Origin of the sequence: Achromobacter sp. MFA1 R4 (genome assembly GCF_900156745.1) — a bacterium.
Lineage (GTDB): Bacteria > Pseudomonadota > Gammaproteobacteria > Burkholderiales > Burkholderiaceae_B > Achromobacter.
Genome location: NZ_LT707065.1, coordinates 3,675,972 through 3,701,979, shown reverse-complemented (window position 1 = coordinate 3,701,979; position 26,008 = coordinate 3,675,972). Strand labels below are relative to the sequence as shown.

The 26,008-nt window shown below is 66.0% G+C and carries 24 protein-coding genes; 1 reads left to right on the top strand and 23 read right to left on the bottom strand.

What is annotated here, in order from left to right; all coding sequences use genetic code 11:
* Nucleotides 1–6: 6 nt before the first annotated feature.
* The 13 genes from cysD to BXA00_RS16765 form a co-directional block, all read right to left on the bottom strand.
* Complete coding sequence (cysD, locus tag BXA00_RS16825) at nucleotides 7–915, bottom strand: sulfate adenylyltransferase subunit CysD (RefSeq protein ID WP_076519593.1); 909 nt, start codon at nucleotides 913–915, stop codon at nucleotides 7–9.
* 38 nt (nucleotides 916–953) lie between these two features.
* A complete protein-coding gene (locus BXA00_RS16820; RefSeq protein WP_076519591.1) occupies nucleotides 954–1,700 on the bottom strand; it encodes a phosphoadenylyl-sulfate reductase in 747 nt (248 codons plus the stop codon).
* Nucleotides 1,697–2,761 (bottom strand): sulfate/molybdate ABC transporter ATP-binding protein, encoded by a 1,065-nt coding sequence (locus BXA00_RS16815; RefSeq protein WP_076519589.1) that lies wholly within the window; start codon nucleotides 2,759–2,761, stop codon nucleotides 1,697–1,699. Before BXA00_RS16815 ends, BXA00_RS16820 begins: the two co-directional genes overlap by 4 nt.
* A gap of 27 nt (nucleotides 2,762–2,788) precedes the next feature.
* Entirely contained in the window at nucleotides 2,789–3,688 is a 900-nt protein-coding gene (cysW, locus tag BXA00_RS16810) for a sulfate ABC transporter permease subunit CysW (protein WP_076519587.1), read from the bottom strand.
* Nucleotides 3,685–4,575, bottom strand: coding sequence for a sulfate ABC transporter permease subunit CysT (gene cysT, locus BXA00_RS16805; RefSeq protein WP_076519585.1), 891 nt, complete (start codon nucleotides 4,573–4,575; stop codon nucleotides 3,685–3,687). Before cysT ends, cysW begins: the two co-directional genes overlap by 4 nt.
* A 24-nt stretch (nucleotides 4,576–4,599) precedes the next feature.
* Entirely contained in the window at nucleotides 4,600–5,643 is a 1,044-nt protein-coding gene (locus BXA00_RS16800) for a sulfate ABC transporter substrate-binding protein (protein ID WP_076519583.1), read from the bottom strand.
* Nucleotides 5,644–5,856: 213 nt separating this feature from the next.
* The gene (locus BXA00_RS16795; protein ID WP_076519581.1) at nucleotides 5,857–6,498 is read right to left on the bottom strand and encodes a peroxiredoxin; all 642 of its coding nucleotides are present in this window, start codon (nucleotides 6,496–6,498) and stop codon (nucleotides 5,857–5,859) included.
* 191 nt (nucleotides 6,499–6,689) lie between these two features.
* Nucleotides 6,690–8,390 (bottom strand): aspartate-alanine antiporter, encoded by a 1,701-nt coding sequence (aspT, locus tag BXA00_RS16790; RefSeq protein WP_076519579.1) that lies wholly within the window; start codon nucleotides 8,388–8,390, stop codon nucleotides 6,690–6,692.
* 24 nt (nucleotides 8,391–8,414) lie between these two features.
* Nucleotides 8,415–10,268, bottom strand: a complete 1,854-nt coding sequence (locus BXA00_RS16785; RefSeq protein WP_076519578.1) for a bifunctional aspartate transaminase/aspartate 4-decarboxylase — start codon at nucleotides 10,266–10,268, stop codon at nucleotides 8,415–8,417.
* A gap of 139 nt (nucleotides 10,269–10,407) precedes the next feature.
* Nucleotides 10,408–12,099, bottom strand: a complete 1,692-nt coding sequence (aspT, locus tag BXA00_RS16780) for an aspartate-alanine antiporter (protein WP_076519576.1) — start codon at nucleotides 12,097–12,099, stop codon at nucleotides 10,408–10,410.
* Nucleotides 12,100–12,280: 181 nt separating this feature from the next.
* Nucleotides 12,281–13,210 (bottom strand): electron transfer flavoprotein subunit alpha/FixB family protein, encoded by a 930-nt coding sequence (locus BXA00_RS16775; RefSeq protein ID WP_076519574.1) that lies wholly within the window; start codon nucleotides 13,208–13,210, stop codon nucleotides 12,281–12,283.
* Between the two features lies 1 nt (nucleotide 13,211).
* Nucleotides 13,212–13,961, bottom strand: coding sequence for an electron transfer flavoprotein subunit beta/FixA family protein (locus BXA00_RS16770; RefSeq protein ID WP_056322273.1), 750 nt, complete (start codon nucleotides 13,959–13,961; stop codon nucleotides 13,212–13,214).
* A 72-nt stretch (nucleotides 13,962–14,033) separates the two neighbouring features.
* Nucleotides 14,034–14,957, bottom strand: coding sequence for a histone deacetylase family protein (locus tag BXA00_RS16765; protein ID WP_083714271.1), 924 nt, complete (start codon nucleotides 14,955–14,957; stop codon nucleotides 14,034–14,036).
* A 10-nt stretch (nucleotides 14,958–14,967) separates the two neighbouring features.
* Between BXA00_RS16765 and mltB the strand changes: the two genes are divergently transcribed.
* Nucleotides 14,968–16,128 carry a lytic murein transglycosylase B gene (gene mltB, locus BXA00_RS16760; protein WP_076519572.1) on the top strand — a complete coding sequence of 387 codons (1,161 nt, stop codon included), beginning with the start codon at nucleotides 14,968–14,970 and terminating at the stop codon, nucleotides 16,126–16,128.
* 106 nt (nucleotides 16,129–16,234) lie between these two features.
* Here the strand turns inward: mltB and cysM are convergent, their stop codons facing one another.
* The 10 genes from cysM to aroA all read right to left on the bottom strand — a co-directional run bounded on the left by cysM (nucleotide 16,235) and on the right by aroA (nucleotide 26,005).
* Nucleotides 16,235–17,143: a cysteine synthase CysM gene (gene cysM, locus BXA00_RS16755; protein WP_076521978.1), complete on the bottom strand. Its 909-nt coding sequence runs from the start codon at nucleotides 17,141–17,143 to the stop codon at nucleotides 16,235–16,237.
* A gap of 80 nt (nucleotides 17,144–17,223) precedes the next feature.
* Complete coding sequence (locus BXA00_RS16750; RefSeq protein ID WP_076519571.1) at nucleotides 17,224–17,763, bottom strand: helix-hairpin-helix domain-containing protein; 540 nt, start codon at nucleotides 17,761–17,763, stop codon at nucleotides 17,224–17,226.
* A gap of 170 nt (nucleotides 17,764–17,933) precedes the next feature.
* A complete protein-coding gene (gene rfaD, locus BXA00_RS16745) occupies nucleotides 17,934–18,923 on the bottom strand; it encodes an ADP-glyceromanno-heptose 6-epimerase (protein ID WP_076519570.1) in 990 nt (329 codons plus the stop codon).
* On the bottom strand, nucleotides 18,920–19,861 hold the full coding sequence (rfaE1, locus tag BXA00_RS16740) for a D-glycero-beta-D-manno-heptose-7-phosphate kinase (protein WP_076519568.1): 942 nt from the start codon (nucleotides 19,859–19,861) through the stop codon (nucleotides 18,920–18,922). The genes rfaD and rfaE1 overlap by 4 nt, the downstream gene beginning before the upstream one ends.
* Nucleotides 19,858–21,072, bottom strand: a complete 1,215-nt coding sequence (gene lapB, locus BXA00_RS16735; protein ID WP_076519566.1) for a lipopolysaccharide assembly protein LapB — start codon at nucleotides 21,070–21,072, stop codon at nucleotides 19,858–19,860. Before lapB ends, rfaE1 begins: the two co-directional genes overlap by 4 nt.
* Before the next feature lie 48 nt (nucleotides 21,073–21,120).
* The gene (locus BXA00_RS16730) at nucleotides 21,121–21,435 is read right to left on the bottom strand and encodes a lipopolysaccharide assembly LapA domain-containing protein (protein ID WP_076519563.1); all 315 of its coding nucleotides are present in this window, start codon (nucleotides 21,433–21,435) and stop codon (nucleotides 21,121–21,123) included.
* Nucleotides 21,436–21,620: 185 nt separating this feature from the next.
* The gene (locus BXA00_RS16725) at nucleotides 21,621–21,983 is read right to left on the bottom strand and encodes an integration host factor subunit beta (RefSeq protein ID WP_076519561.1); all 363 of its coding nucleotides are present in this window, start codon (nucleotides 21,981–21,983) and stop codon (nucleotides 21,621–21,623) included.
* A 3-nt stretch (nucleotides 21,984–21,986) separates the two neighbouring features.
* Nucleotides 21,987–23,699 (bottom strand): 30S ribosomal protein S1, encoded by a 1,713-nt coding sequence (gene rpsA, locus BXA00_RS16720; RefSeq protein WP_008164031.1) that lies wholly within the window; start codon nucleotides 23,697–23,699, stop codon nucleotides 21,987–21,989.
* A gap of 257 nt (nucleotides 23,700–23,956) precedes the next feature.
* On the bottom strand, nucleotides 23,957–24,661 hold the full coding sequence (gene cmk / locus BXA00_RS16715) for a (d)CMP kinase (RefSeq protein ID WP_092578068.1): 705 nt from the start codon (nucleotides 24,659–24,661) through the stop codon (nucleotides 23,957–23,959).
* A gap of 21 nt (nucleotides 24,662–24,682) precedes the next feature.
* Entirely contained in the window at nucleotides 24,683–26,005 is a 1,323-nt protein-coding gene (aroA, locus tag BXA00_RS16710; RefSeq protein ID WP_076519557.1) for a 3-phosphoshikimate 1-carboxyvinyltransferase, read from the bottom strand.
* Between the last annotated feature and the right edge of the window lie 3 nt (nucleotides 26,006–26,008).

Sequence of the window (26,008 nt, the reverse complement as noted above, 5' to 3'; positions counted from 1 at the left end):
TTGCATTCAGAAATAGCCTTCCTTCTTGCGGCGCTCCATCGAGGCCTCGGAAGTCTGGTCGTCCATGCGCGTGGCGCCGCGCTCGGTGATGTCGGTCACCGCCGTCTCGGCGATGATGGCCAGCGTGTCGGCGGCATCGGATGCGACCGGGCAGGTGCAGGAAATGTCGCCCACCGTGCGGAACCGCACGGACAGGCGCTCGACCTGTTCGCCGTCCGCCGGCGGCGTCAGGCGCGTGACCGGCACCAGCAGCCCCTTGCGGCGCACGACCTCGCGCTCATGGGCGTAGTAGATCGACGGCAGCGCCAGCTGCTCGCGCTGGATGTACTGCCAGACGTCCAGTTCGGTCCAGTTCGAGATCGGGAAGACGCGCATGTTCTCGCCGCGGTGCACGCGGGTGTTGAACAGGTTCCAGAGCTCGGGCCGCTGGGCCTTGGGATCCCACTGGCCGAACTCGTCGCGGAACGAAAAGATGCGCTCCTTGGCGCGCGCCTTTTCCTCGTCGCGGCGGGCGCCCCCGATGCAGGCATCGAAGCCGAACTCCTCGATGGCCTCCAGCAGCGTCACCGCCTGCGCCGCGTTGCGCGAGTCGGTCTCGCGGCGCAGCACGACGCTGCCGCGCTTGATCGAGTCTTCGACGCTGCGCACGATCAGGGTTTCGCCCAGTTCGGCCGCGCGCGCATCGCGAAAGGCGATGACTTCGTCGAAGTTGTGGGCGGTGTCGATGTGCATCAGCGGGAACGGAAAGCGTCCCGGCCGGAAAGCCTTTTCGGCCAGGCGCAGCAGCACCACGGAGTCCTTGCCGCCCGAAAACAGCAGGACGGGCTTTTCGCATTCGGCGGCCACTTCGCGCAGGATGAAGATCGCTTCCGATTCCAGCCAATCCAGGTGGCTGCGTTGGATCACAGCAGACATAGGTATTCCCCTAAAACGATTTTGAATTCATGGCCGCGTCAGTCGGCGCGCGCCGCAATGTTGATGACCCGGTTGCCCGCATGCAGTCCGCATTCCTTGGAATCGGACGACTCCCACCACCAGCGCCCTGCCCGCAGGTCCTCGCCGGGCCGGATCGCGCGCGTACAGGGTTCGCAACCGATGGACGGATAGCCCTGGTCGTGCAGCGGGTTGTAGGGAATGCCGAGCGTCCGGATGACGGCCCAGACGTCTTCCTCGCTCCATTCGGCCAGCGGGTTGAACTTGTAGAGGCCGAAGGTCTTGTCGTCTTCTTCGAACGGCAATTCCCCGCGCGTGGTCGACTGCGCGCGGCGCTGACCGGTGATCCAGGCGCCGCGCCCCGCCAGTGCGCGCTTGAGCGGCTCGACCTTGCGGATCTGGCAACAGGCCTTTCGCAGTTCCACGCTTTCGTAGAAGGCGTAGGCGCCGTGCGCCGCCACATGCGCGTCGACCGCCGCCGCGACCGGGCGGTACACCGTGACCTCGCGCCCGTAGCGCGCGCTCACCGCGTCCAGCACGCCCAGCGTTTCGGCGTGCAGCCGGCCTGTGTCCAGCGTGAAGACTTCCAGGTCCAGGCCCGAGTCGTAGATGGCGTGGGTCAGCACCATGTCTTCGGCCGCCAGCGAAGACGCCAGCGCGGCATCCGGGTAGCGCCGCCGGACATCCTGCAGCCGCGAGATCAGCTCGCGCCAGCGCGCCGCCAGGGCAGGTTCGAGTTCAGTAGATTCGGTAGAGAGAGTCGTCATGGTTGCACCGCGAAAATACGAGCGCGCCGGGGACGCGCCAGCAGGATCTCGCCATCCTGCAGGTTCAGTTCCTGATAGAGCGATTCCGGCACCTCGGCCTCGATGATGGCGTCCGAGTCCTGGCGCGCCAGTTCGAGATAGGCGCTGGGGCCGGCCAGATAGGCGTGCGACAGGCGCACCGGAATGCCGTCGGCGCCGGCGCGATAACGCTCGACCTCGAATTCGTGCGGCCGCACATATGCGGTGGCGCGCTGCGCATCGGGCTGCGCCAGGTCCGGGGCCGGCAGCGACAGCCCGGCGCCTTCCCACACACCGCGCGCGGCCGTGCCCTGCAGCTGGTTCACGTCGCCCAGGAAGCCATAGACGAACGGCGTGGCCGGGCCTTCCCAGACTTCGAGCGGCGTGCCCACCTGTTCGATGCGGCCAGCGTTCATCAGCACCACCCGGTCGGACACTTCCAGCGCCTCTTCCTGGTCATGCGTCACGAACACGCTGGCCACGTGCAGTTCGTCGTGCAGCCGCCGCAACCAGCGGCGCAGTTCCTTGCGCACCTTGGCGTCCAGCGCGCCGAAGGGTTCGTCCAGCAACAGCACGCGCGGCTCGACCGCCAGCGCGCGCGCCAGGGCGATGCGCTGGCGCTGCCCGCCCGACAGTTGCGCCGGATAGCGGTCGGCCAGCCAGTCCAGTTGCACCAGCCCCAGCAGGTCGTGCACCTTGCGCCGGATCTGGTCCTCGGACGGGCGCTGCGAACGATGCTTGACGCGCAGGCCGAAGGCCACGTTCTCGAACACCGTCATGTGCTTGAAGAGCGCGTAGTGCTGGAACACGAACCCGACCTGGCGCTGGCGCACGTCCACCGCGGTGGCGTCCTCGCCCGCGAACAGCACGCTGCCGGAATCGGCCGACTCCAGCCCCGCGATGATGCGCAGCAGCGTCGTCTTGCCACAGCCCGACGGTCCCAGCAGCGCCACCAGCTCGCCGGTCTCGATGTGCAGCGACACATCGTTCAGCGCGCGGAACTGGCCGAACCGCTTGGATAGATTGCGTACTTCGATACTCATGCCTGTCTCCTTGGCCAGTGCGTCGCGTCAGGCGACCGCCGGCTTGATGGATGCCGCGGGGCCGGGATACTCCACCGGCTGGTCCGCGCCCTGCAGAAGGCGCGCGTTGCGCCACTCGACCACGTTCTTCGCCACCAGGGTCACCAGCGCCAGCAGGGCCAGCAGCGAGGCGACGGCGAACGCCGCGGAATACTGGTACTCGTTGTAGAGAATCTCGACGTGCAGCGTCATCGTGTTGGTCAGCCCGCGGATCTGGCCCGACACCACCGACACCGCGCCGAATTCACCCATGGCCCGCGCATTGCACAGGATGGCCCCGTACAGAAGGCCCCACTTGATGTTGGGCAGCGTGACGCGCCAGAAAATCTGCCAGCCGCTGGCGCCCAGCGTCAGCGCCGCCTGCTCTTCCTCGCTGCCCTGCGCCTGCATCAGCGGAATGAGCTCGCGCGCCACGAACGGAAAGGTCACGAACAGCGTCGCCAGGATGATGCCGGGCACCGCATAGACGATCTTGATGTCGTGCGCCTGCAGCCATTCGCCGAACCAGCCCTGCGAACCGAACAGCAGCACGAACACCAGCCCCGCCACCACGGGCGACACCGAGAAAGGCAGGTCGATCAGCGTGATGAGGAATTGCTTGCCACGGAACTGGAACTTGGTGATGGCCCAGGCGGCGGCAACGCCAAACACCAGGTTCACGGGCAAGGCAATCGCCGCGACCAGCAGCGTCAGCCGGATGGCGGCCCAGGCGTCGGGCTCGACGATGGCGTCCAGATACAGCGCCCATCCCTTGCGGAACGCCTCGGCGAACACCGCCGCCAGCGGCACCAGCAGAAAGAGCGCCAGGAATCCCAAGGCGATGAACAGCAGGACGCCGCGCACCCAGCGCGGCTCGGTCAGGTGAGCCGGATAATCCGCTGCGCTCATGACAGCCTCCCCAGGCCGCGGCGCGCCTGCCAGCCCTGCAACAGATTGATGATGAGGAGCAGCACGAACGACAGGACCAGCATCACGGTCGCAATGGCGGCCGCGCCGGCGTAGTCGAACTGCTCCAGTTTGGAAATGATCAGGAGCGGCGTGATCTCGGACACCATCGGCATGTTGCCGGCAATGAACACCACCGACCCGTACTCGCCCACCGCGCGGGCGAACGCCAGCGCAAACCCCGTCATCAGGGCGGGCATGATCGTGGGCAGCAGCACGCGGCGAAAGGTCTGCCAGCGGTCGGCGCCCAGGCTGGCGGCGGCTTCTTCGATTTCGCGCTCCACGTCTTCGAGCACCGGCTGCACCGTGCGCACCACGAACGGCACGCCGATGAAGATGAGCGCGATGACAATGCCCAGCGGCGTGAACGCCACCTTCAGGCCGAACCATTCGGACAGCGGCCCGCCCAGCCAGCCCTTTTGCGAGTACAGCGCGGTCAGGGCGATGCCCGCCACGGCCGTCGGCAACGCGAACGGCAGGTCGACCAACGCATCCAGGATCTTCTTGCCGGGAAAGCGGTAGCGCACCAGGACCCACGCGACGACGGTGCCGAACACCAGGTTCACCAGCGCCGCAATGAACGACGCGCCGAACGTCAGTTGGTACGAGGCGAGCACGCGTGGCGCGGTCACCGCGTCCCAGAAGCCCTGCCATCCCAGCCCCGCGCTCTTGATGGGCAAGGCGGCCAGCGGGATCAGCACGAGCACGCTGAGATACAGCACCGCATAGCCCATGGAAATGCCGAATCCGGGTAGCACGCCCGGGCTGTTGCGCCGCACGGCAAAAGGCGCTTGCGCGCCGTTTGCCGCCGGGTTCGAGGCTGAAGTCATGGCCGTCGTCCGAACGTTATGCAATTACTTTTTCTGAGGCTGGTAGATCTGGTCGAACGTGCCGCCGTCGCTGAAGTGGTCCTTCTGCGCCTTGCGCCAGCCGCCGAAGATCTTGTCGTCGATGGTGACGAGCTTGACCTTGGGGAACTTGGCCTCGTATTTGGCGGCGACCGTCTTGTCCAGGGGCCGGTAGTAGTTCTTGGCGATGATTTCCTGCGCGGCCGGGGTGTACAGGAACTCAAGGTAGGCCTGCGCGGCGGCGCGGGTGCCCTTCTTGTCCACGACCTTGTCGACGACGGCCACCGGCGGCTCGGCCAGGATGGACAGCGACGGCACCACGATGTCGAACTTGTCCGGACCCAGCTCTTCCAGCGCCAGGAAGGCCTCGTTCTCCCAGGCGAGCAGCACGTCGCCCACGCCGCGCTCCACGAACGTGGTGGTGGCGCCGCGCGCGCCGGTGTCCAGCACCGGCACATGCTTGAGCAGGTCGCCAACGAAGGCGCGCGCCTTTTCCTCGCTGCCGCCGTTCTTGTCCAGCGCATAGGCCCAGGCGGCCAGGTAGTTCCAGCGGGCGCCGCCCGAGGTCTTGGGATTGGGGGTGATGACCTGCACGCCGTCCTTGACCAGGTCGTCCCAGTCCTTGATCTGCTTGGGATTGCCCTTGCGCACCAGGAACACGATGGTGGACGTGTAGGGCGCGCTGTTCTGCGGCAGGCGGGCCTGCCAGTTCTCGGGCAGCAGGCCGCGGTCGGCGATGGCGTCGATGTCGTAGGCCAGCGCCAGGGTCACCACGTCGGCTTCCAGCCCGTCGATGACCGAGCGCGCCTGGCGGCCAGAACCGCCGTGCGACTGGCGGATCGTCAAGTCGACGTTGGCCTTTTCCTTGTAGTGCTTGACGAAGGCGTCATCGATGGCGCGGTAGAGCTCGCGCGTCGGGTCGTAGGACACGTTCAGCAGCGTCTGCTTCTGCGGCGCCTGCGCGTGCGCGGGCGACAACGCGGCAAACGACACCGTCACTGCGGCCAACGCGGCCGTCGCGGCCAACCAACCGGCTTTCCTGAAAGACATCCCTTGCTCCCTGAATTCTGCAATGTGGAGGCAAGTGTGCGGGCTGGCCGATCTGAACGGAACGAATCATTTTTTGATTGCTCATCGCTGGCAGGCATATAGGACGGGCGTCCCAACAACGAAAAACCGCCGCAATCCTCTATGGGAATTGCGGCGGTCCTGGCGGCCTGGAGCCGCTTGGAAACCGGGGGAACACCCCCCTGTTTTTGGAATTTACTTATTCGGTTGCGGCGTGATGCGCAGGTACGGACGCACGGCCTTGTAGCCCTTCGGGAACTTCTCTTTGATGACCGCCTCGTCCTGCAGGGACGGAACGATGATCACGTCGTCGCCGTCTTCCCAGTTCACCGGCGTGGCCACGCTGTGGCTGTCGGTAAGTTGCAGGGAATCGATGACGCGCAGGATTTCGTTGAAGTTGCGTCCGGTGCTGGCCGGATACGTGATGGTCAGGCGCACCTTCTTGTTCGGATCGATGACGAACACCGAGCGCACGGTCGCCGTGGCGCTGGCATTCGGGTGGATCATGTCGTAAAGCTCGGAAACCTTGCGGTCCTTGTCGGCGATGATCGGGAAGTTGACCGTCGTCGACTGCGTATCGTTGATGTCCTCGATCCACTTGGTATGCGAGTCGGTCCCGTCAACCGACAGGGCCAGGACCTTCACATTGCGCTTGGCGAATTCGTCGGCCAGCTTGGCCGTATAGCCCAGCTCGGTCGTGCAGACGGGCGTGAAGTCGGCCGGATGCGAAAACAGCACCCCCCAGCTGTTGCCCAGGTACTCATGGAAGCGGATGGGGCCAGCCGAGGATTCCTGCTCGAAATCAGGGGCGGTATCGCCCAGGCGTAGTTGACTCATGGTGTCTCCTGTACGGGATTCAGTTGATGGGGCTAGCAGGCGGACCGGCTGGGACCGCCGCGCAGCGGTAGCGTTTCCTGGCGCAGTTTGCCGCGCATGAAACGATTCTTCCATCAAACCTTTACGTGAGGAAATACGCAAGTCATATAACCTTATGCAATATTCGAAGAGGCTTTGCCAACCCGCCGGACTCAGCTCAAGTGGTAGGCCAGCGACACGATGATCGGCCCCAGCACCGGGAGCAGCACGTTGGCAATGGCGTACGTCACCGTGTAACCCAGCAGCGGCACGGAGCTGCCGCTGGCCGTCAGGATGGCGCTGATGGCCGGGGTGCTGACGTGCTGGCCGGCGATGGCGCCCACCAGCAGCGGGCCTTCGATCTTCAGCAGTTTGTGGCCCACCCACAGCGACAGGCAGGCCGGTCCCAGCGACACCAGCAGTCCGATCAGCGGCAGCACCGCGCCGTGCTCGCGGATCAGCGACAGCGCGTCGGGCCCGGCCGACAGCCCCACGCAGGCCACGAAGATCGCCAGCCCCAGGTCCTTGAGCAATTGCACCGCATGGGCCGGCATATGGCCGATCGACGGCCGCTTGGCATTGATCCAGCCGCAGACCAGGCCGCTGACCAGCGCCCCGCCCCCGCTGCCCAGCGACACCGGGATCCCCCAGAGCCTTGCCCCCAGGCTGCCCAGCATCAGGCCGGCAAGAATGCCGAACGCCAGGAAGACCAGGTCGGTCACGCCGCTGCGGCGCAGTTCGGAACCCAGCGCGGCCATCGCCTCCGACAGCTCGGGTTCCGCGCCCACCAGCGTGACCAGGTCGCCATACTGCACCACGGTCGCGGGCGTGATCGGCAGCACGTGCCCGGACCGTGAAATGGATTGCAGGAATACGCCCCGCGCGCGCCGGGCGTTGGGCCGCTGGGCCAGCTCGCCCACGGTATGGCCGTTAACGGACTTCTGGCTGACGACGACCTGCCGCTCGCTGAGCTGCAGGTCGTCCGCGTGCGCCTCGGGGAGCTGGATTTCCGGGCCGATGACCGATCCGGCCCGCAGCGCAAAGCGTCGCGGGCCCAGCACGACCACGACGTCGCCGGTGGCGAGCACGTACTCGGGCATGGCGTCGACCGCTTCGCCGTCGCGCAGGACACGACTGATCACGGTTCGGCCGCCCAACTGCGCCTCCACGTCGCCCACGCGCCAACCGTCCACGTCCTTGACCACATGGGCGCGCCCCACCAGGCGCGGCAGCGTCGGCAGGCTGGCTTCATCGTTGTCGCCCGGCGAAGCGCCCAGCTTCGCCTCCAGCGCCTTGGACGCCTCGCGCAGATTGATCCGCAGCAGCGCGGGCGCCACCTGGCTGGTGAAAAAGACGATGCTGATGAGGCCGACCAGGTAGGTCAGTGTGTAGGCCGTGGCGATGTTGGCCTCCATGCGCTGGACTTCCGCGTCCGGCAGGCCCAGGTGCTTGAGGGCCTCGGCCGCCGTGCCCACCACGGCCGATTCCGTGGCCGCGCCCGCCGCCAGGCCTGCGGCGGTACCGGCATCCAGCCCGAACAGCGGCACGGCCGCCAGCACGATGCCAAGCACCAGCGCCGCCTCGATGATCGGCAGCACGACATAGCGCAGGCTGGACCGGTTGAGATTGGCGAAGAACTGCGGGCCGCCGGAGTAACCCATGGCGAAGATAAACAGGGCGAACGCCACCTCCTTCAGGTCGCCGCGCATCTGGCAGCCCGTCTGGCCGATCAGCAGGGCGACGATGAGCGTTCCGCACACCCCGCCCAGCTGTATCGGCCCGACCTTCAGCTTGCCGATCAGATATCCCAGCCCCACCGTGACGAACAGCACCGCGATGGGGACGCTAGCGAAAAACCCGACCGTACACGTCATGAGTGCGCGCCGCCCTGTGATGGCCTATTTTGCCGATGCCTTCTTGGCCGCATGGGCCGACTTGGCCGCCGTGTCCGCCTTCTTCACGGCCTTTTTCACCGCCTTCTTCACGGCCTTCTTGGCCGCCGTCTTGCCGGCGGCCGTGCGCTTCTTGGCGGCCGATGCCTTGACCGTCTGGCCCTTGCCGGCGGTCGGGCCGGAAAGCACCAGTTCGGACGCCTTCCACGCCTCGACGTACTCGGTCGCGGATTCGACCATGTACTTGCCGATCTTGGCGTAGTCTCCGTCGTCCAGATTGGCCAGCGAGATGCGGATCGACCAGGGCGGGCCGCCGAAGCCTCCGCCGTCCATCAGCACCACCCCGGTCTTTTCCGCCAGCCGGAACAGGAAGTCCACCGGCTCGTAGTTATCGATCATGTACTTGCAAAAGGCGTCGCCGTACATGACCTTGGCCCAGACCATGAAGTCCAGTTCCACGTAGTACCAGGCCCGCATCGGGTCTTCGGGCGGCATGGGGATGCCCAGGCCGCGCCACAGCGCGTCGCGGCGGCCGCGCACGATCTGCATGGTCAGGTGCTTGTAGGCGTCCTTCAGGTCCAGCAGGTGGGACAGCGCGAAAAGTCCCATCTGCACCTGTTGCGGCAATGACAGCCCCGCCGTGTGGTTCAGCGCGACGTCGCGGCTGTCGGCGACCAGGCGGTCGATGAACTTCAGCTTCTCGGGCTCCATCGTCATGGCGCCGTATCGCTTGTCCAGCCGCTTCTTCCACGCGGCCGGCAGTTCGGCGATGCGCCGGTCCATCGTGTTGGTCTCGTGCGTGGCGATCACGCCCAGGCGCCATCCCGTGCAGCCGAAGTTCTTCGAGAACGAGTACACGCAGATCGTGTTCTGCGGCACTTCCGCCATCAGCGACCGGAAGTTCGGCACAAAGGTGCCGTAGACGTCATCGGTCACCAGCACCAGGTCGGGATTCTTGCGGATCAGGCGCACGATCTGCTTCATTTCGACCGGGCTGAACGCCACCGACGGCGGGTTGCTGGGATTGACCGTGACCGCCAGCTTGATCTTGGGATCCTCCAACTTGGCGATTTCCGACGCGGGATAGTGCCAGTCGTGCGTGCCGTCAGCGCGCATGCTGTTGGCGTTGATCGCGACGATGTTGAACTGGAAGCGCTCCAGATGCGCGATCTCGATATAGGGCGTGAACGTGGGCAGGAACAGCGCGATGGTGTCGCCCTGCTTCAGGAGGCCATTGGTCATCAGCGAGTCGAAGATGTAGCACATGGCCGCCGTGCCGCCTTCCACCGGAAAGAGGTCGAACTTGCCCTTGGGCGGGCGCCCGTCGCACATTTCCTTGACCAGGTAGTCGTGGACGATCTGCTCGATATGCACCAGCGCGCGCGGCGGCACGGGGTAGTGGTCGCCGATGATGCTGTCGGTCAGTTCGTGGATCCACTCGTCCGGGTCGAAGCCCTTGATCTTCACGCCGTATTCCAGCACGCCGACCAGGAAGTCGTAGCCGTCCTCGCTCTTGTGCTTGGAAAGGAACTTGCGCAGCCGGTCGGCGCAGCCTTTCTTGGCCGGCATGCCGGCCAGGATGCCGTCGTCGCGCACGCGGCGCGCCTCTTTCATGGCGAACCGCCCCAGCAGGAAGAACGCATCGCGCGGTTCGGTGGCGATCCAGTTGGGGTTGCCGCGGCCAGCGTTCAGCATGGTCGACACCGACGCCTGCTGACTGTCCTTGGCCAATGTGATCAGGTAATCCTTCAGTTCGAACGGCGAGAGCTGTTCCAGGTCGCGCTGATGGGAACGCGTGGTTTTCAAGGCCGAGGCCAGGCTGACGGTGACGGGAGTGGCGGGAGCGGTGGTGGAAGCCATGTTGTGTACTCCTGGTTTGCGTGAGGACCGGCGCCGGGACGGCGGACGCCATGACGAGTGCCGCGTTTGCTGTCGCGCCGGCAAGCCGCGGCTTGCCGGCTGCCCTGCTGTCCTGCTGTCCTGCTGTTCTGCTGTCCTGCTAGGCCATCAGCATGACGATGACAATCCCCCAGATGATGAGCAGGGTATTGCCGATGGCGTAAGGCACCGTGTAGCCCAGCGCCGGCACCTGGCTCTTGGCGGTCTCGGTGATCTGACCGATGGCCGCGGTGGTGGTCCGCGCCCCGGCGCATACGCCCAAGGCGATGGCGGGGTGGAACTTGAAGACATATCGCGCGATGAACACGCCCAGGATCATCGGGATGCTGGTGGCGATGACGCCCGCGATGAAGAGCTTTGCGCCGAGCTGCTGGAAGCCCTGCACGAAGCCCGGTCCCGACACGATCCCCACCACGGCGACGAAGGCGGTCAGGCCGACCGAAGTCAGGAACCAGTGCACGGGCTCGGGCACGCGGCCGAACGTCGGATGGACTGACCGCAGATAACCGAAGACCAGGCCGGAAATCAGCGCCCCGCCGGAAGTGGACAACGTGATGGGAATGCCGCCCACGGTCAGCACCAGCGTGCCGAACAGGCCGCCCAGCAGGATGCCGAAGCCAACGAACACCATGTCCGTCTGGTTGGTGGCGCGATCCACATAACCCAGTTTGCCCACCGCCCGTTCGACGTCGCGCTTGGCGCCCACGATGAAGAGCCGGTCGCCGCGGTCCAGCTTCAGGCCCCAGTTGACCGGCATCTCGTGCCCACCGCGCGTGACCTTGCGCAGGAACACGCCGCGCCCCAACTGGCGCACGGTCTCATTGTCGGCAAGCTCCTTGAGCGTCTTGCCTGCCACGTTCTTGTTGGTCAGCACGACCTCGACGATCTCCGCGGGCAGGTTGATGACGTCGCGGTCCTCGACCTCGGTGCCGATGAGGCCGGAAGCCTGCAGGACCAGCGCGTCATGCCGGCCGGTCACGCCCAGCACGTCGCCGGCCTGCAGCGCGGTGGTGGAGTCGGCATCGATGATCTGGTCGCCGCGGCGGATGCGTTCGACAAAGACGCGCGCGTCGACGAACTTCGCCTCCAGATCGCCCACCGTCTTGCCCACGTAGTCCGCGTTGTCCAACCGGTAAGCTCGCGCCGTGAACTTGCGGTAGCCGGACAGTTCCATCGAGTCGGCCCCGCCGGACATCTTCGCCTCGTACTCCTGGCACTCCTTCACGATGTCCACGCGCATCAGCTTGGGTCCCAAAGACGCAAGCAGCCAGGCGCTGCCGACCGTGCCGTAGATGTAGCAGACGGCATAGGCCACGGGAATGCTGTCGATCCATTGTTTCTTGGTCGCCGCGTCGATGGACAGGCCGTTGATCGTGTCGGTCGCCACCCCCATGACCGCCGATATGGTCTGCGCGCCGGACAGCAACCCGGCTCCGGTGCCGGCATCGAATCCGAACGCCACCGCGGTCCCCCACGTGACCAGCAGGCAGATGACGCAGATGATGACCGCGAAGATGACCTGGGGAAGGCCGTCGCTTTTCATGCCGCGGAAGAATTGCGGTCCGACGCCGTAGCCCAGACCAAAAAGAAAAAGCAGGAAGAACACCTGCTTGAGAATTGGAGCAATCGTGATGTTGAGCTGGCCGACCAGCACGCCTACCAACAATGTCCCTGTCACCGCGCCCAGATTGAAGCCGAAGATCTTCTTCGCTCCTATCCAGTAACCCAGGCCAAGGGTCAGGAAAATGGCCAGTTCCGGGTACTTCCGTAGCGTGTCAAAGAACCATTCCATCACGAATCTCCTTCGTTCTGTACAGGTCAAGCACAATCGCAAACGTGGGTAGCGCGCGAAATACCATATCAGAGTATTTCTTAAAATCAAACAATTTCGAAAATCTTGATAGCGCATTGCGCGCATAAAAAAACCGCGGGCTTGAGGCCCGCGGCTTTTTCTGTGACGTTCCCGCTGCGACTTACAGCGCGTTGGTCAGTTCAGGCACGACGGTGAACAGGTCGCCGACCAGGCCGTAATCGGCCACGCCGAAAATCGGCGCCTCGGCATCCTTGTTGATGGCGACGATGACCTTCGAGTCCTTCATGCCGGCCAGATGCTGGATGGCGCCGGAGATGCCGACGGCCACGTACAGTTGCGGCGCGACGATCTTGCCGGTCTGGCCAACCTGCCAGTCGTTCGGCGCGTAGCCGGCGTCGACCGCGGCGCGCGAGGCGCCCAGTGCGGCGCCCAGCTTGTCGGCCAGCGGATCCAGGATCTTGAAGTTCTCGGCGCTGCCCAGACCGCGGCCGCCCGACACCACGACACGCGCACCGGCCAGTTCGGGACGGTCGCTCTTGGCGACTTCGCGGCCCACGAACGTGGACAGCCCCGAATCGGCCACGGCGGCCGCGTCTTCGACCGAGGCGGAACCGCCTTGGGCGGCGACGGCGTCAAAGCCGGTCGTGCGCACGGTGATGACCTTGACGGCGTCGGCCGATTGCACGGTGGCGATGGCGTTGCCGGCGTAGATCGGGCGCTGGAACGTGTCGGCGGATTCGACGCCGATGATGTCCGAGATCTGCGCCACGTCCAGCTTGGCCGCGACGCGGGGCGCCACGTTCTTGCCCGAGGCGGTGGCCGGGAACAGGATGTGGCTGTAGCTCGAGGCCACGGCCAGCACCTGGGCCGCCACGTTTTCAGCCAGGCCATCGGCCAGTTGCGGCGCATCGGCCAGCAGCACCTTGGCCACGCCGGCGGCCTGGGCGGCCTGGTCGGCCACGGCGCGCGCGTTCGAGCCGGCGACCAGCACGTGCACGTCGCCTCCGATCTTGGCGGCGGCGGCGATGGCGTTCAGGGTTGCGCCCTTGAGATGGGCGTTATCGTGTTCGGCAATAACCAGCGTCGTCATGTCAGACCACCTTCGCTTCGTTCTTGAGTTTGTCCACCAGGGCCGCGACATCGGCCACCTTGATGCCGGCCTTGCGGGCGGGCGGCTCGCTGACCTTCAGCGTCTTCAGGCGCGGCGCCGGATCCACGCCCAGGTCCTGCGGCGTGACGGTGTCCAACTGCTTTTTCTTGGCCTTCATGATGTTCGGCAGCGTGACGTAGCGCGGCTCGTTCAGGCGCAGGTCGGTCGTGACGATGGCCGGCAGCTTCAGCGACAGGGTTTCGAGACCGCCGTCCACTTCGCGCGTCACGGTGACCTTGCCGTCGGCCAATTCGACCTTGCTGGCGAACGTGGCTTGCGGCCAGTCCAGCAGCGCAGCCAGCATCTGGCCGGTCTGGTTGGCGTCGTCATCGATGGCCTGCTTGCCCAGGATCACGAGCTGGGGCTGTTCCTTGTCCACCAGCGCCTTGAGCAGCTTGGCCACGGCCAGCGGCTGCAGCTCGGCGTCGGTCTGGACCAGCACGCCGCGATCGGCGCCGATGGCCATGGCGGTGCGCAGCGTCTCCTGGCATTGCGCAACGCCGCAAGAAACCGCCACGACTTCAGCGACGGCGCCCTTTTCCTTCAGGCGGGTCGCTTCCTCGACGGCGATTTCGTCAAAGGGGTTCATGGACATCTTCACATTGGCGATATCCACGCCGGTCTGATCAGACTTGACGCGCACCTTGACGTTGTAGTCAACGACGCGCTTGACAGGTACCAACACCTTCATCCCGCTGCCTCCAAATGGAAAATAATGAACCCGGCATGCGCCGGGATCGCATTGCACAATTTTTTCCTGATTCTACAGCTTCGCCAGCGCGCGTATGTGGGCGACCACGCTGCGGCCCAAGGCTGACAAGTTGTAACCACCCTCGAGCGTGCTCACGATCCGGCCCTGGCAGTGGCGGTCGGCCACGTCCACGAGCTGCTCGGTGATCCAGGCGTAGTCCGCTTCGACCAAGCCCATCTGGCCCATGTCGTCCTCGCGATGGGCGTCAAAGCCGGCCGACACCAGGATCAGCTCCGGACGGTGCGCTTCCAGCCGCGGCAGCCACTTGTCCGTGACGATGGTCCTGACCGCGGCGCCCGCGGTATAGGCCGGCACGGGCACGTTCAGCATGTTCGCGGCCGTCTGGTCGGCGCCGCTATTGGGAAAGAACGGATGCTGGAAGAAGCTGCACATCAGCACCCGGTCGTCGCCCGCGAAGACGTCCTCGGTGCCGTTGCCGTGATGGACGTCGAAATCCACGATCGCCACGCGCGTCAGGCCATGCACATCCATGGCATGCTGCGCCGCAATGGCGACGTTGTTGAAAAAGCAGAAGCCCATCGCCTGCGAACGGCACGCATGATGCCCTGGCGGACGCACGGCGCAGAAGGCCGTGCGCGCCTCGCCGCCCAGCACCGCGTCCACCGCCGCCACCCCTGCCCCCGCCGCATGCAGCGCGGCCTCGTAGGTGTGGGGATTCATCAGGGTGTCGGGATCGATAGGGTAATACCCTTGGTCGGGGGTATGTTTTTGCAAAGTGTCCAGATGCTGGACAGTGTGCACGCGCAGCAGGTCGCTGCGGGACGCTTGCGGCGCCTGCCGATCGTGCAGGTACGGCATCAAACCGCTTGCGAGCAACTGGTCGGAGATGGCGTCCAGCCTCTGCGGGCTTTCCGGATGCCAGCTTCCCATTTCATGCAAGCGGCATGCCGGGTGGGTAAGATACATGGTCTCCATAAGGAAGATTATGTTCATCTGTCGGCGAATACTGCAACTCGGCGCACTTTCTGCCCTGCTGGCGGGGTGCTCCACCACCGCCCCCACCGCAGCACCCTCCCCCTCTCTTGCTTCGCAAACCGCCCAGGCTTCAGGGACCACGCCCATCCGCATCGGGCCCAGCGCGCCGCCCCCCGGCCCGGAACTGGCCGACGACGCGCCCGCCACGCTGACGCCGTCCGGCGCGCTGCGTCCCGAGGTCCGCAGCTTTGTCGAGGATCTGGCCGCCGAGCGGCAGCTTCCGCTCGCGCCGATGGTGTCCGCGCTGGAAAGCTCGCGCTACAACGCCACGGTGGCCCGGCTCATCGCCCCCTCGCCGCCGGGCAAGAAGATCTGGCGCAGCTGGCTGACCTACCGCTCGCGCTTTGTCGAACCCAAGCGTATCGCCTGGGGCGTCGAGTTCTACAACGAGAACCGCGACCTGCTGAACCAGGCCGCGCAGCGCTTTGGCGTGCCGGCGCCGATCATCGCATCCATCATCGGCGTCGAAACGCTGTACGGCCGCAACATGGGCAATTTCCGCGTGCTCGATGCGCTGGCGACCCTGGCCTTCGACTATCCGGATCCCGCCAAGCCGGAACGCGCCACCATGTTCCGCAACCAGTTGGCGGACTTCCTGACGCTCGTGATGAAGGACAAGCTGGAACTGGAAACCAAGGGGTCGTATGCGGGCGCCATCGGCATGCCGCAGTTCATGCCCACCAGCGTGATGCACTACGCGGTGGACGGCGACAGCAACGGGCATATCGACCTGACCAACAATACGCAGGACGCGATCATGTCGGTGGGCAGCTTCCTGGCGCAGCATGGGTGGCAACGCGGCCTGCCGGTGTTTGCGCCCGTCGCGCTGCCCGCCGATCCCACGGCGCTGGTGGACGGCGGCCTGGAGCCCAAGCAGAGCTGGAGCACGCTGTCGGCGGCCGGCTCGCGCCTTGCGCCCGGCGCGTCCAGCGACGGCTGGATCAGCCAGCCGCTGGGCGTGGTGGACCTGGTCGAAGAAGCGCGGGGCACGGCGCAGTACCGCGTCGGCACTCCCAACTTCTTCGCGCTGACCAAGTACAACCGCAGCTATTTCTACGCGACGTCGGTGGCCGACCTGGCCGCGGAGATCGAATCCCGCGTGGCGCGCTGAAATCAGACTGGAAGAAAGGAAGACGCCCCGGCGGAAGGCATCCGCCGGGGCGTCTTGTTGTGTGAGGCAAGCTGTCGCAGCCTGCGCGGCCGCCGCCCGGCAGGCGCTAGTTGAACACGCCCGTGGACAGGTAGCGGTCGCCGCGATCGCACACGATGAACACGATGGTCGCATCGTTCACGCGTTCCGCCACCCGCAGCGCCGCGACCAGCGCGCCCGCCGACGAAATCCCGCCGAAGATGCCTTCTTCGGCGGCAAGGCGGCGCGCCATGATTTCGGCCTCGGACTGCTGGATGGATTCATAGGCGTCCACGCGGCTGCGGTCGAAGATCTTGGGCATGTAGGCCTCGGGCCATTTGCGGATGCCCGGGATCTGCGACCCTTCAGCCGGTTGCGCGCCGACCACCTGCACGGCGGGGTTGCGCGACTTCAGGTAGGTCGACACGCCCATGATCGTGCCCGTCGTGCCCATGGCGCTCACGAAATGCGTGACACGTCCGTCGGTCTGATTCCAGATCTCCGGCCCCGTGGTCTCGACGTGCGCGCGCGGGTTGTCGGGATTGGCAAACTGGTCCAGCACCAGCCCGCGGCCATCGGCCTGCATCTCGGTCGCCAGGTCGCGGGCATACTCCATGCCGCCCTTGTCGGCGGGCGTCAGGATGAGTTCGGCGCCGTAGGCCGCCATGGCCGCGCGGCGCTCGACGGACAGGTTGTCCGGCATGATGAGGATCATGCGGTAGCCCTTCATGGCGGCCGCCATGGCCAGCGCGATGCCGGTGTTGCCGCTGGTGGCTTCGATGAGGGTATCGCCCGGCTTGATGTCGCCGCGCTCTTCCGCGTGCTGGATCATCGACAAGGCCGGGCGGTCCTTCACGGAACCGGCCGGGTTGTTGCCTTCCAGCTTGGCCAGGATGACGTTGCCGCGCGCGTCGCCCGCCGCTCCCGGAATGCGCTGCAGGCGCACCAGGGGCGTGTTGCCGACGGTCTGCTCGATAGTGGGGTAGGTAGTATTCATGCGGTCGATCATAACTCTGCCTGGCGCCGGCCGGCGTCAAAAGCCGCGCCCGCGCCAGGGGTTCCTGCGGCCGCGTCGGCTCAGGGCCGGGCGCGGGCCGGCGCGGATGCGGCCGGGGTGGCCGATGCCCCCGTCGCCGCCGGCCGGGCGCTTGACGCCGAGCCCCCCGACGCCGCCGGCTTGCCCGCGGCCGGCTTGCCGGGCGCCGGGCGGGATGCGGTCGACGCGCCTGCTTCGGGCGCGGCCGCGCCGCCGATCGTCAGCCCCGCCGCCTGCAGCGCCTGAGCCTTTTTCTGGCCGATGCCGCGCACACGTTCGCTCAGGTCTTCGAGCGATTCGAAATTGCCGCCGCGTTCGCGCTCGCGCACGATGATTTCGGCGGTGCGCGGGCCGATGCCGCGCACGCTTTCCAGTTGGGCCGCGGTAGCCTGGTTGATGTCCACCGCATGGGCGGGCGGCGCGGCCACGCCCAGGCCGGCGGTCAGCAACAACGCGCCGATTGCCCGCCGCAGTGCGAGTCGGGCGGCGCGCGGACCGCCGGGTGTGCGGGCGCGGCGCGGCCCGCGCCATTGCGCCAGCGGCAGGTGGCGGGCGACGGTGGAATGGACGAACGGATTCATGGGGCTCTCCTGACAAGTCCGGACGCGACGGTTGCCGCGCCACGTTTCCATCATCGCGGCCGGATGGGCCCGGCGCCCGGCCGGTGAACCAAAACATCCACCCCGGCAATCACGCGGGCGAAAAAAAGCCACCGGATTGCGGTGGCCTGATCGGATGCCCGGGAGACGGACTATTTCCGGGCGCGCCAATAGCGCACGTACTCGGCCACGCCGGTCTGCACGTCGCGCATCGGCGACGTAAAGCCCGCCGCCCGAAGCTGGGTCACGTCCGCCTGGGTGTAGCTCTGGTAGCGGCCCTTCAAGTCGTCCGGAAACGGGATGTAGCGGATCAGATCCAGCTCGGCCAACTGGGCCAGCGACAGCTCGGCCTCGCCACGCTCGGCGCGCAGCGTGTTGACCACGGCTGCCGCGACGTCGTTGAAGGGCTGCGCCTTGCCCGTGCCGCAATTGAAAATGCCGGATTGCTCGGGGTGGTCCAGAAAGTGCAGATTGACGGCGACCACGTCCTCGACCGAGATGAAATCGCGGCTCTGGCCGCCATCCACATAACCGTCCCAGCCCGCAAAGAGGCGCACGTGGCCGTGCTCGAGGAACTGGTTCATGTTGTGAAAGGCCACCGAGGCCATGCGCCCCTTGTGCTGCTCATGCGGGCCATAGACATTGAAATAGCGCAGGCCCACGACCTGCGCCGTCAGGCTGTCCATGCGCTTGCGCAGCACCTGGTCGAACAGCAGCTTGGAATAGCCGTAGACGTTCAGCGGGCCTTCGTTGTCGGGATGCTCGACGTACGTCGTCGAGCCGCCATACACGGCGGCGGAGGACGCGTACAGGAAGGGAATGCGGCGCGCCTGGCAGAACTCGAACAGTTCGAGCGTCACGCGGTAGTTGTTGTCCAGCATGTAGCGACCGTTGCGCTCGGTGGTATCCGAGCAAGCGCCCTGGTGCAGCACGGCGCGGACGTCGGTCAGGCTGCCGTCGGCGACGCGCCGGCGGAAGTCGTCCTTGTCCATGTAATCGGCGATCTTGCAGTCGACGAGGTTGACGAACTTGTCGCCTTCGGTCAGGTCATCGACGGCAATGATGTCCTCGATGCCGCGGCGATTGAGCCCGCGAACCAGGTTGCTGCCAATGAAGCCCGCGGCTCCGGTAACGACGATCATGAGGTTTCTCCTGCCAATTCCGCTGCGGTGACGACGGACGTGCCCAGCTTGCCCACGGCAATGCCGCCGGCCTTGTTGGCCCAGCCCATGGCATCGGCCCACGGCAGGCCGATGGCGCGCGTGACGGCCAGCGTGGCGAGCACGGTGTCGCCCGCGCCGGACACGTCGAACACTTCGTGCGCCTGCGCATCGGTGTGGTCGCGGCCCGCATCGGAAAACAAAGTCATGCCCTGCTCGGACCGCGTCACGAGCAAGGCTTCCAGGTCCAGTTCGGCGCGCAGGCGCTGCGCGCGATCGGTCAATTCGGCTTCGGAATTCCAGCGGCCGACGGCCTGCTGCATTTCCGAGCGGTTGGGCGTGACCAGCGTCGCGCCGCGATAGCGCGAGTAATCGTCGCCCTTGGGGTCCACCAGCACCGGGATGCCCGCATTGCGCGCCAGGGCAATCAGGGATTCGACGCGGGCAAGCACGCCCTTGGCGTAGTCCGACAGCACGACGATATCGTGGTTGGCCATGTGGCGGGCCAACGCGGCGTCCACGGCGTCCAGCGACGCCTGGGAAGGATGCTGTTCGAAATCCACGCGCAGCAGCTGCTGCTGGCGTCCGAGCACGCGCATCTTCAGGGTGGTGTGAAGCTGCTCGTCGGCGATCAGGTCGCCCTGGATGCCGGCTTCGGCGGCCAGGCGGCGCACGCTGTCGCCCGCCTCGTCGTGGCCCAGCACGCCGACCAAGGTGACATGGCCACCCAGCGCCGCGACGTTGCGCGCCACGTTGGCGGCGCCGCCCAGGCGGTCCTCGCGGCGCGCGACACGCACGACGGGCACGGGCGCCTCGGGCGAGATGCGCTCCACTTCGCCGAACCAATAGCGGTCCAGCATCACGTCGCCAACCACGAGCACGCGGCTACGCGAAATGGCTTCGGCGGGAAAAGAGTTCATTCAAGTTCTTCCAGACGACGCGGCGCATAGGTTTCCCAGGCGTTGCAGCCGGGACATTGCCAGTAAAAGCGACGCGCTTGAAAACCGCAACTGCGGCAAGCATAGCGATCGAGCCGTTGCGTATGTTTGTGGATCAGGCTGCGCAGCAAAGTCAGATCGGCGCCGGGCACCGGGCCATGGTCGGCATCGCCCTCGCCGTTGGCGAGTTCGGCCTCCAGCAGGCGGTCCAGGCCCAGCAGCGAAGGATGGCTGCGCAAGGCGCCGCGGGCGAAGGCCCAGGCCGGCGCCGCGCCCTGTTGCACGCGCAGTTCCCTGAACACCACGTTGAAGAGGTCCAGCGACGCATGGCGGCTGTACTGCTTTTGCAGGAACTCCAGCCCCGCCGCGGCCTGATTGGCGTTGCGATAGTTGGCCAGCAATTGATCGGCCACCAGTCCGGCGTACTCGGGCGCGTCAGTCATGACCGATTCCAGGTACAGCCGTTCGCGCTTCGGGTCCTGCTCGATCAGGGCCAGCCGCGCGCGCAGCATGGCCGTGCGCACCATGGCGCCCTTGCTGGTCGCGGTGTCGGTGGTCGCCAGGGCGTGGTCCGCGGCATCCAGCGCCTTGTGCGCGGCCTCGACATCGGCGGGTTTGGCGGCCAAAGCGGACTGGGCCTGCTCGCAGTAGTAGTGCACGATCTGGGGGACGGGCTCATCGACCAGGCCCTGCAGCGTCTTGACGGCCTCGATGGCGCGCGGCCAATCGTGTTCGGATTCGTAGATGCGGATCAGCGAACGCAGCGCCGGCAAGGCGTAGCGCGTGTCCTTCAACTGTTCGAAGCCGCTCTCGGCGCGGTCCAGCATCCCAGCCTTCAGGAAGTCCTGCGCCAGCTCATGCTGCGCGTGCTCGCGCTCGGCCTGCGGCAGGTCGGAGCGGTTCAGCAGGCTTTGGTGCACGCGGATGGCGCGCTCCATTTCGCCGCGACGCCGGAACAGGCTGCCCAGCGCGAAATGCAGCTCGGTGGTTTCGGGGTCCAGCTTGGCGACTTCGACGAAAGCGTCGATGGCGCGGTCCGGCTCTTCGTTGAGCAGGAAGTTCAGTCCGCGGAAATAAGAGTCCGGCAGGCTGCGCGTCTCACGCAGCATCTGCCGGATATCGAAGCGCGCGGCCAGCCAGCCCAGCGCAAACAGCACCGGCACGAAAATCAACCACCAAGGTTCAAAATCCACTATTCGGACTCATGCAGTAATTCGGTGCAAAAAAGGGGCGGCGCGAGATCACAGCGGCGACATGGGGGCGACGGCCTCCGGCGGCACGACCGGGGCGTTGCCGCTGGCGGCGGCCTGGATACGATCCAGTTCCCGGCGCAGGCGGATGGCCTCGCGGCGGCGGCGCAGCGCGGCGGGCACGGTCAGCAGCAGCCCGAACACGGCGCCCAGCACGAACACCACCAGCATGACGACGATCAGCGGAACGTCCTGGATGACGTAGTCGGCGTAGAACTTCACCGCGACGGGGTCGGTGTTCTTCAAGGCGAACATCAACACCGCAACAAACACGAGCAATCGCAGGGCCCAGACGAGATAGCGCATGGCGCATGCTCCAGATGATTCGAGACCGTCAATTGTAAGCGACGTCTTCGCGGCCAGAGAAAAAAAAGCCCGGGGCCGACGGCGCGCGGCACGAAACGGCGGCGCAAAAACAAAGCCCCTTGATTTCTCAAGGGGCTATGTTCGCGGTCCGATCTGCCCGAAGGCAGCCCTGCCTGGCCGACGCGTCAATGCATGGCGTGCAAACCTGCCATGGACGACGACATCGACTCGCTCGATCCAGAGGATTGAGCGTCCTCGTCATTGCCGCCGACCAGGTCCACCCGTTCGCGCAATTCCTTGCCCGCCTTGAAGTGCGGCACCTGTTTTCCAGGTACCAGCACCTGCTCGCCGGATTTGGGATTGCGCCCGACACGGGGAGACCGCTGCGACAACGAAAAGCTGCCAAAACCGCGGATCTCGATGCGCTGACCCGAGGCCAGGGCCTGGGTCATTGCATCCAGTACGGTCTTGACCGCGAAGTCCGTGTCGCGGGCGGCCAGCTGAGGATAGCGGGCCGCCAAGGCGGCGATCAGCTCCGACTTGGTCACGAATTAACCGTCGTTGCGCTGTTGGTCCAGCTTGGCCTTCAGCAGCGCGCCGAGGTTGGTGGTGCCGGACGAAGCGCTGGCGTCGGACATGCGCTGGATCGTGTCGGCGGTTTCGGCGTTGTCACGGGCCTTGATCGACAGCTGGATCGAACGCGTCTTGCGGTCGATGTTGACGATCATGGCTTCGATGTTCTCGCCGGCGGTCAGGACGGTGGTGGCATCTTCGACGCGGCCCGAGGAGATCTCGGAAGCGCGCAGGTAGCCTTCGACGTCCACGGACAGCGTGACGACAGCGCCCTTGGCTTCGACGGACTTGATGGTGCCCGGAACGACGGCGCCCTTGTCAAACGTGGCGACGAAGTTGTTGAAGGGGTCGCCTTCCAGCTGCTTGATGCCCAGCGAGATGCGTTCCTTGTCGGTATCGATGCCCAGAACCACGGCTTCGATCTCGTCGCCCTTCTTGAAGTTGCGCACGGCTTCTTCGCCCGCTTCCGTCCAGGACAGGTCGGACAGGTGGACCAGGCCGTCGATGCCGCCGGGCAGGCCGACGAACACGCCGAAGTCGGTGATCGACTTGATGGCGCCGCGGACCTTGTCGCCGCGCTTGAAGTTCGTGGCGAACTCTTCCCACGGGTTCTGGCGGCACTGCTTCATGCCCAGCGAAATGCGACGACGGTCTTCGTCGATTTCCAGGACCATGACTTCGACTTCTTCGCCCAGGGTGACAACCTTGCGCGGATCGACGTTCTTGTTGGTCCAGTCCATTTCGGACACGTGGACCAGGCCTTCGATGCCGGCTTCGACTTCAACGAACGCGCCGTAGTCGGTCAGGTTGGTGACCTTGCCGAACAGGCGGGTGCCTTGCGGGTAGCGGCGAGCCAGGCCCACCCACGGATCTTCGCCCAGTTGCTTGACGCCCAGGGAGACGCGGCTCTTTTCCTGGTCGAACTTGAGCACCTTGGCTTCGACTTCCTGACCCACTTGCAGGACTTCGGAGGGGTGACGGACACGGCGCCAGGCCATGTCGGTGATGTGCAGCAGGCCGTCGATACCGCCCAGGTCGACGAACGCGCCGTAGTCGGTGATGTTCTTGACCACGCCCTTGACCACGGCACCTTCGTGCAGGGTTTCGAGCAGCTTCTGGCGCTCTTCGCCCATGCTGGCTTCCAGCACCTGGCGACGCGACAGCACGACGTTGTTGCGCTTGCGGTCGAGCTTGATGACCTTGAATTCGAGGGTCTTGCCTTCGTACGGGGTGGTGTCCTTGACCGGACGCAGGTCGACCAGCGAGCCCGGCAGGAACGCGCGGATGCCGTTGGTCATGACGGTCAGGCCGCCCTTCACCTTGCCGGTGATGGTGCCGGTAACCAGTTCGCCGTTCTCCAGGGCCTTTTCCAGCTGCAGCCAGGCCGACAGGCGCTTGGCGCGGTCACGCGACAGGATGGTGTCGCCGTAGCCGTTTTCCAGGGAATCGATGGCCACCGAGACGAAATCGCCAGGTTGCACTTCGAGCTCGCCCTGGTCGTTCAGGAACTCTTCCAGGGGGATCAGCGCTTCGGACTTCAGGCCGGCGTTGACGACGACGAAATTGTGGTCGACGCGCACGACTTCGGCGCTGATGACCTCGCCGGACTTCATGTCCTGGCTCTTGAGGCTTTGTGCGAAAAGGTCGGCGAAGCTTTCGCCGCCGGTGGCGGTAGTGGAAACGGAAGACATGGGGTTGAAATCCATTGGGCCGAAATGGCCGTTAAGAACACACCGCAGCGGATTGCCCGCCACAGTGGAGTCAAAATACCTGCCTGCTGGCTTACCCTTGCGGGGTGGCCCGTGGGGGTGTCGCCTGGCTTGAGCAGGGCCTAATCAAAAAAACAAAAACTCAAAACTGCCTTGAGCTGCGCAGCGGCGGATTCCGTCAAGGACCGGCGGGTCTGCCCAGGCTTGTCGGGGTAGCGCTTCGGGGATGGCCCCGGGCTTCAGCCCCGCTCTGGCGCCTGGTGCCCGGCCTGCGCCTGTTGCCAGAAATCCAGTATTGCCTGCACCGTTTCCGCAATCGTCAGGTTCGACGAATCCAGCACGTGCGCATCTGTTGCGGGAGCAAGTGGCGCGGCAGCGCGCCCGGTATCGCGCGCATCACGTTCGCGCATGTCCCGCAAAAGGTCATCTAGATTAGCAGAAATTCCCTTTTCGATCAACTGCTTACGCCGCCTCTCAGCCCGGGCGACGACGTCGGCGACCAGAAAGACCTTCAGGGACGCATCCGGGAACACCACGGTGCCCATGTCGCGCCCGTCGGCCACCAGGCCGGGCGGCAGCCGGAAGGCGCGCTGGCGCGCCAGCAGGGCCTGGCGCACGCCGGGGAAGGCGGCCACGCGGGACGCGAAGTTGCCGACTTCCTCGCGGCGGATGTCGTGGCCGGCGTCCACGCCCTCGAGGTAGACGTGGGGCCCCTCGAAGCGCACGTCCAGCGTCTCGGCCACGCGCGCCACGGCGGGTTCGTCCTCGGCCGCGATGCCGCGGTTGATGGCGGCCAGGGCGGTCAGCCGGTACAGCGCGCCGCTGTCCAGCACCGCCCAGCCCAGCGCCTTGGCGACGCGGTGAGCCACGGTGCCCTTGCCGGATGCGGTGGGGCCGTCGATCGTGATGACCGGGGCGGAAGACGCGGAGTTTGAAGCAGTCAAAGTCATGGATGCGATGCAGCGCTAGGCCGAAACCAGGCCGGCGTAGACGTCAAAATAACCCGGGAACGTCTTGCTGACGCAGCCGGGATCAAGAATGCGGACCGCCGCCGGGCCAAAAGCTGCCAGCGAAAAACACATCGCCATGCGGTGGTCGTCCCAGGTGCCGATGTGCGCGTCGCGCCACGTGCCCTGCGCGGGAGGCGTCACCTGCAGCCAGTCGGGGCCGGATTCGACCTGCGCGCCGAGCTTTTCCAATTCGGTCTGCATGGCGTGGATGCGATCCGTTTCCTTGACGCGCCAGCTGCCGATGTTGCGCAGCCTGCAGGGGCCATCCGCATACAGCGCCAGCGCGGCGGCCGTCATGGCGGCGTCCGGGATCAGGTTGAAATCGGTGTCGAAGGCCTTGAGCCGGGCACCGTCGGCGACTTCCACGCCCGACACCTCGATCCAGTCGGGCCCGTAGGTGACGCGGGCGCGCATGTCGGAAAGCGTGCTGGCAAAGCCCACATCGCCCTGGATGCTGTCCGCGCCCACGCCCGTCACCCGCACGGGGCCGCCGCCGATGGCGCCGAGCGCCAGGAAATAGGACGCCGTCGATGCGTCCCCTTCCACGGCGATCTGGCCCGGACTGCGATAGGCAGCGCCGGCCTCGATCACGAACCGGCTCCAGCCATCGCGCTGCACCAGCACGCCGAAACGCGCCATGAGGTTCAACGTGATCTCGATGTAAGGCTTGGAAATCAGCTCGCCCGCCACCTCGATGGTCACCGGCCGGCCACTGCGCGCGGCCTGTAGCGGCGCGGCCAGCAGCAAGGCGGTCAGGAACTGGCTGGACACCGAGCCCTGCACGCGCGTCACGGCGTTCTCGGCGATATCGCCGCGGCCGATGTGCAGCGGCGGATAGCCCGGCTGGCCCAGGTAATCGATGCGCGCGCCCAGCGCGTTCAGGGCGTCGACGAGGTCGCCGATGGGACGTTCATGCATCCGGGGCACGCCGGACAGGCGGTAGTCGCCGCCCATGAGCGCCAGCGCGGCGGTCAGGGGCCGGATCGCGGTGCCGGCATTGCCCATGAAGAGGTCGGCGCCTTCCACGGGAAAGCGCCGCACGCCCTGCACGGTGACCCGGCCCGCGTCCAGGTCGGACACTTGCACGCCCAGCTGGCGCAAGGCGGCAAGCATGACCCGCGTATCGTCGGAATCCAGCAGGCCGGTGATGGCCGTCTCGCCCTCGGCGATGGCCGACAGCAGCAGCACGCGGTTGGAAATGCTCTTGGAGCCCGGCAGGGCCATCGTGCCCTGCGCGCGCCGCACGCGCGGCAGGTCCAGGTAAGGCAAATTGCCCATCTC

Excerpts from the sequence above, each read along its gene's own strand:
- rfaD (WP_076519570.1), bottom strand. The coding sequence starts at position 18,923 with ATGATCGTCGTTACCGGAGCCGCGGGCTTCATTGGCAGCAACCTGGTT.
- cysM (WP_076521978.1), bottom strand. The coding sequence starts at position 17,143 with ATGAATACTACCTACCCCACTATCGAGCAGACCGTCGGCAACACGCCC.
- BXA00_RS16785 (WP_076519578.1), bottom strand. The coding sequence starts at position 10,268 with ATGGCTTCCACCACCGCTCCCGCCACTCCCGTCACCGTCAGCCTGGCC.
- BXA00_RS16765 (WP_083714271.1), bottom strand. The coding sequence starts at position 14,957 with ATGGAGACCATGTATCTTACCCACCCGGCATGCCGCTTGCATGAAATG.
- BXA00_RS16820 (WP_076519591.1), bottom strand. The coding sequence starts at position 1,700 with ATGACGACTCTCTCTACCGAATCTACTGAACTCGAACCTGCCCTGGCG.
- rfaE1 (WP_076519568.1), bottom strand. The coding sequence starts at position 19,861 with ATGAACTCTTTTCCCGCCGAAGCCATTTCGCGTAGCCGCGTGCTCGTG.
- cysD (WP_076519593.1), bottom strand. The coding sequence starts at position 915 with ATGTCTGCTGTGATCCAACGCAGCCACCTGGATTGGCTGGAATCGGAA.
- cysW (WP_076519587.1), bottom strand. The coding sequence starts at position 3,688 with ATGAGCGCAGCGGATTATCCGGCTCACCTGACCGAGCCGCGCTGGGTG.
- BXA00_RS16795 (WP_076519581.1), bottom strand. The coding sequence starts at position 6,498 with ATGAGTCAACTACGCCTGGGCGATACCGCCCCTGATTTCGAGCAGGAA.
- BXA00_RS16750 (WP_076519571.1), bottom strand. The coding sequence starts at position 17,763 with ATGAATCCGTTCGTCCATTCCACCGTCGCCCGCCACCTGCCGCTGGCG.
- BXA00_RS16815 (WP_076519589.1), bottom strand. The coding sequence starts at position 2,761 with ATGAGTATCGAAGTACGCAATCTATCCAAGCGGTTCGGCCAGTTCCGC.
- BXA00_RS16730 (WP_076519563.1), bottom strand. The coding sequence starts at position 21,435 with ATGCGCTATCTCGTCTGGGCCCTGCGATTGCTCGTGTTTGTTGCGGTG.
- rpsA (WP_008164031.1), bottom strand. The coding sequence starts at position 23,699 with ATGTCTTCCGTTTCCACTACCGCCACCGGCGGCGAAAGCTTCGCCGAC.
- BXA00_RS16775 (WP_076519574.1), bottom strand. The coding sequence starts at position 13,210 with ATGACGACGCTGGTTATTGCCGAACACGATAACGCCCATCTCAAGGGC.
- aspT (WP_076519576.1), bottom strand. The coding sequence starts at position 12,099 with ATGGAATGGTTCTTTGACACGCTACGGAAGTACCCGGAACTGGCCATT.
- aroA (WP_076519557.1), bottom strand. The coding sequence starts at position 26,005 with ATGGGCAATTTGCCTTACCTGGACCTGCCGCGCGTGCGGCGCGCGCAG.
- cysT (WP_076519585.1), bottom strand. The coding sequence starts at position 4,575 with ATGACTTCAGCCTCGAACCCGGCGGCAAACGGCGCGCAAGCGCCTTTT.
- aspT (WP_076519579.1), bottom strand. The coding sequence starts at position 8,390 with ATGACGTGTACGGTCGGGTTTTTCGCTAGCGTCCCCATCGCGGTGCTG.
- BXA00_RS16800 (WP_076519583.1), bottom strand. The coding sequence starts at position 5,643 with ATGTCTTTCAGGAAAGCCGGTTGGTTGGCCGCGACGGCCGCGTTGGCC.
- mltB (WP_076519572.1), top strand. The coding sequence starts at position 14,968 with ATGTTCATCTGTCGGCGAATACTGCAACTCGGCGCACTTTCTGCCCTG.
- BXA00_RS16770 (WP_056322273.1), bottom strand. The coding sequence starts at position 13,961 with ATGAAGGTGTTGGTACCTGTCAAGCGCGTCGTTGACTACAACGTCAAG.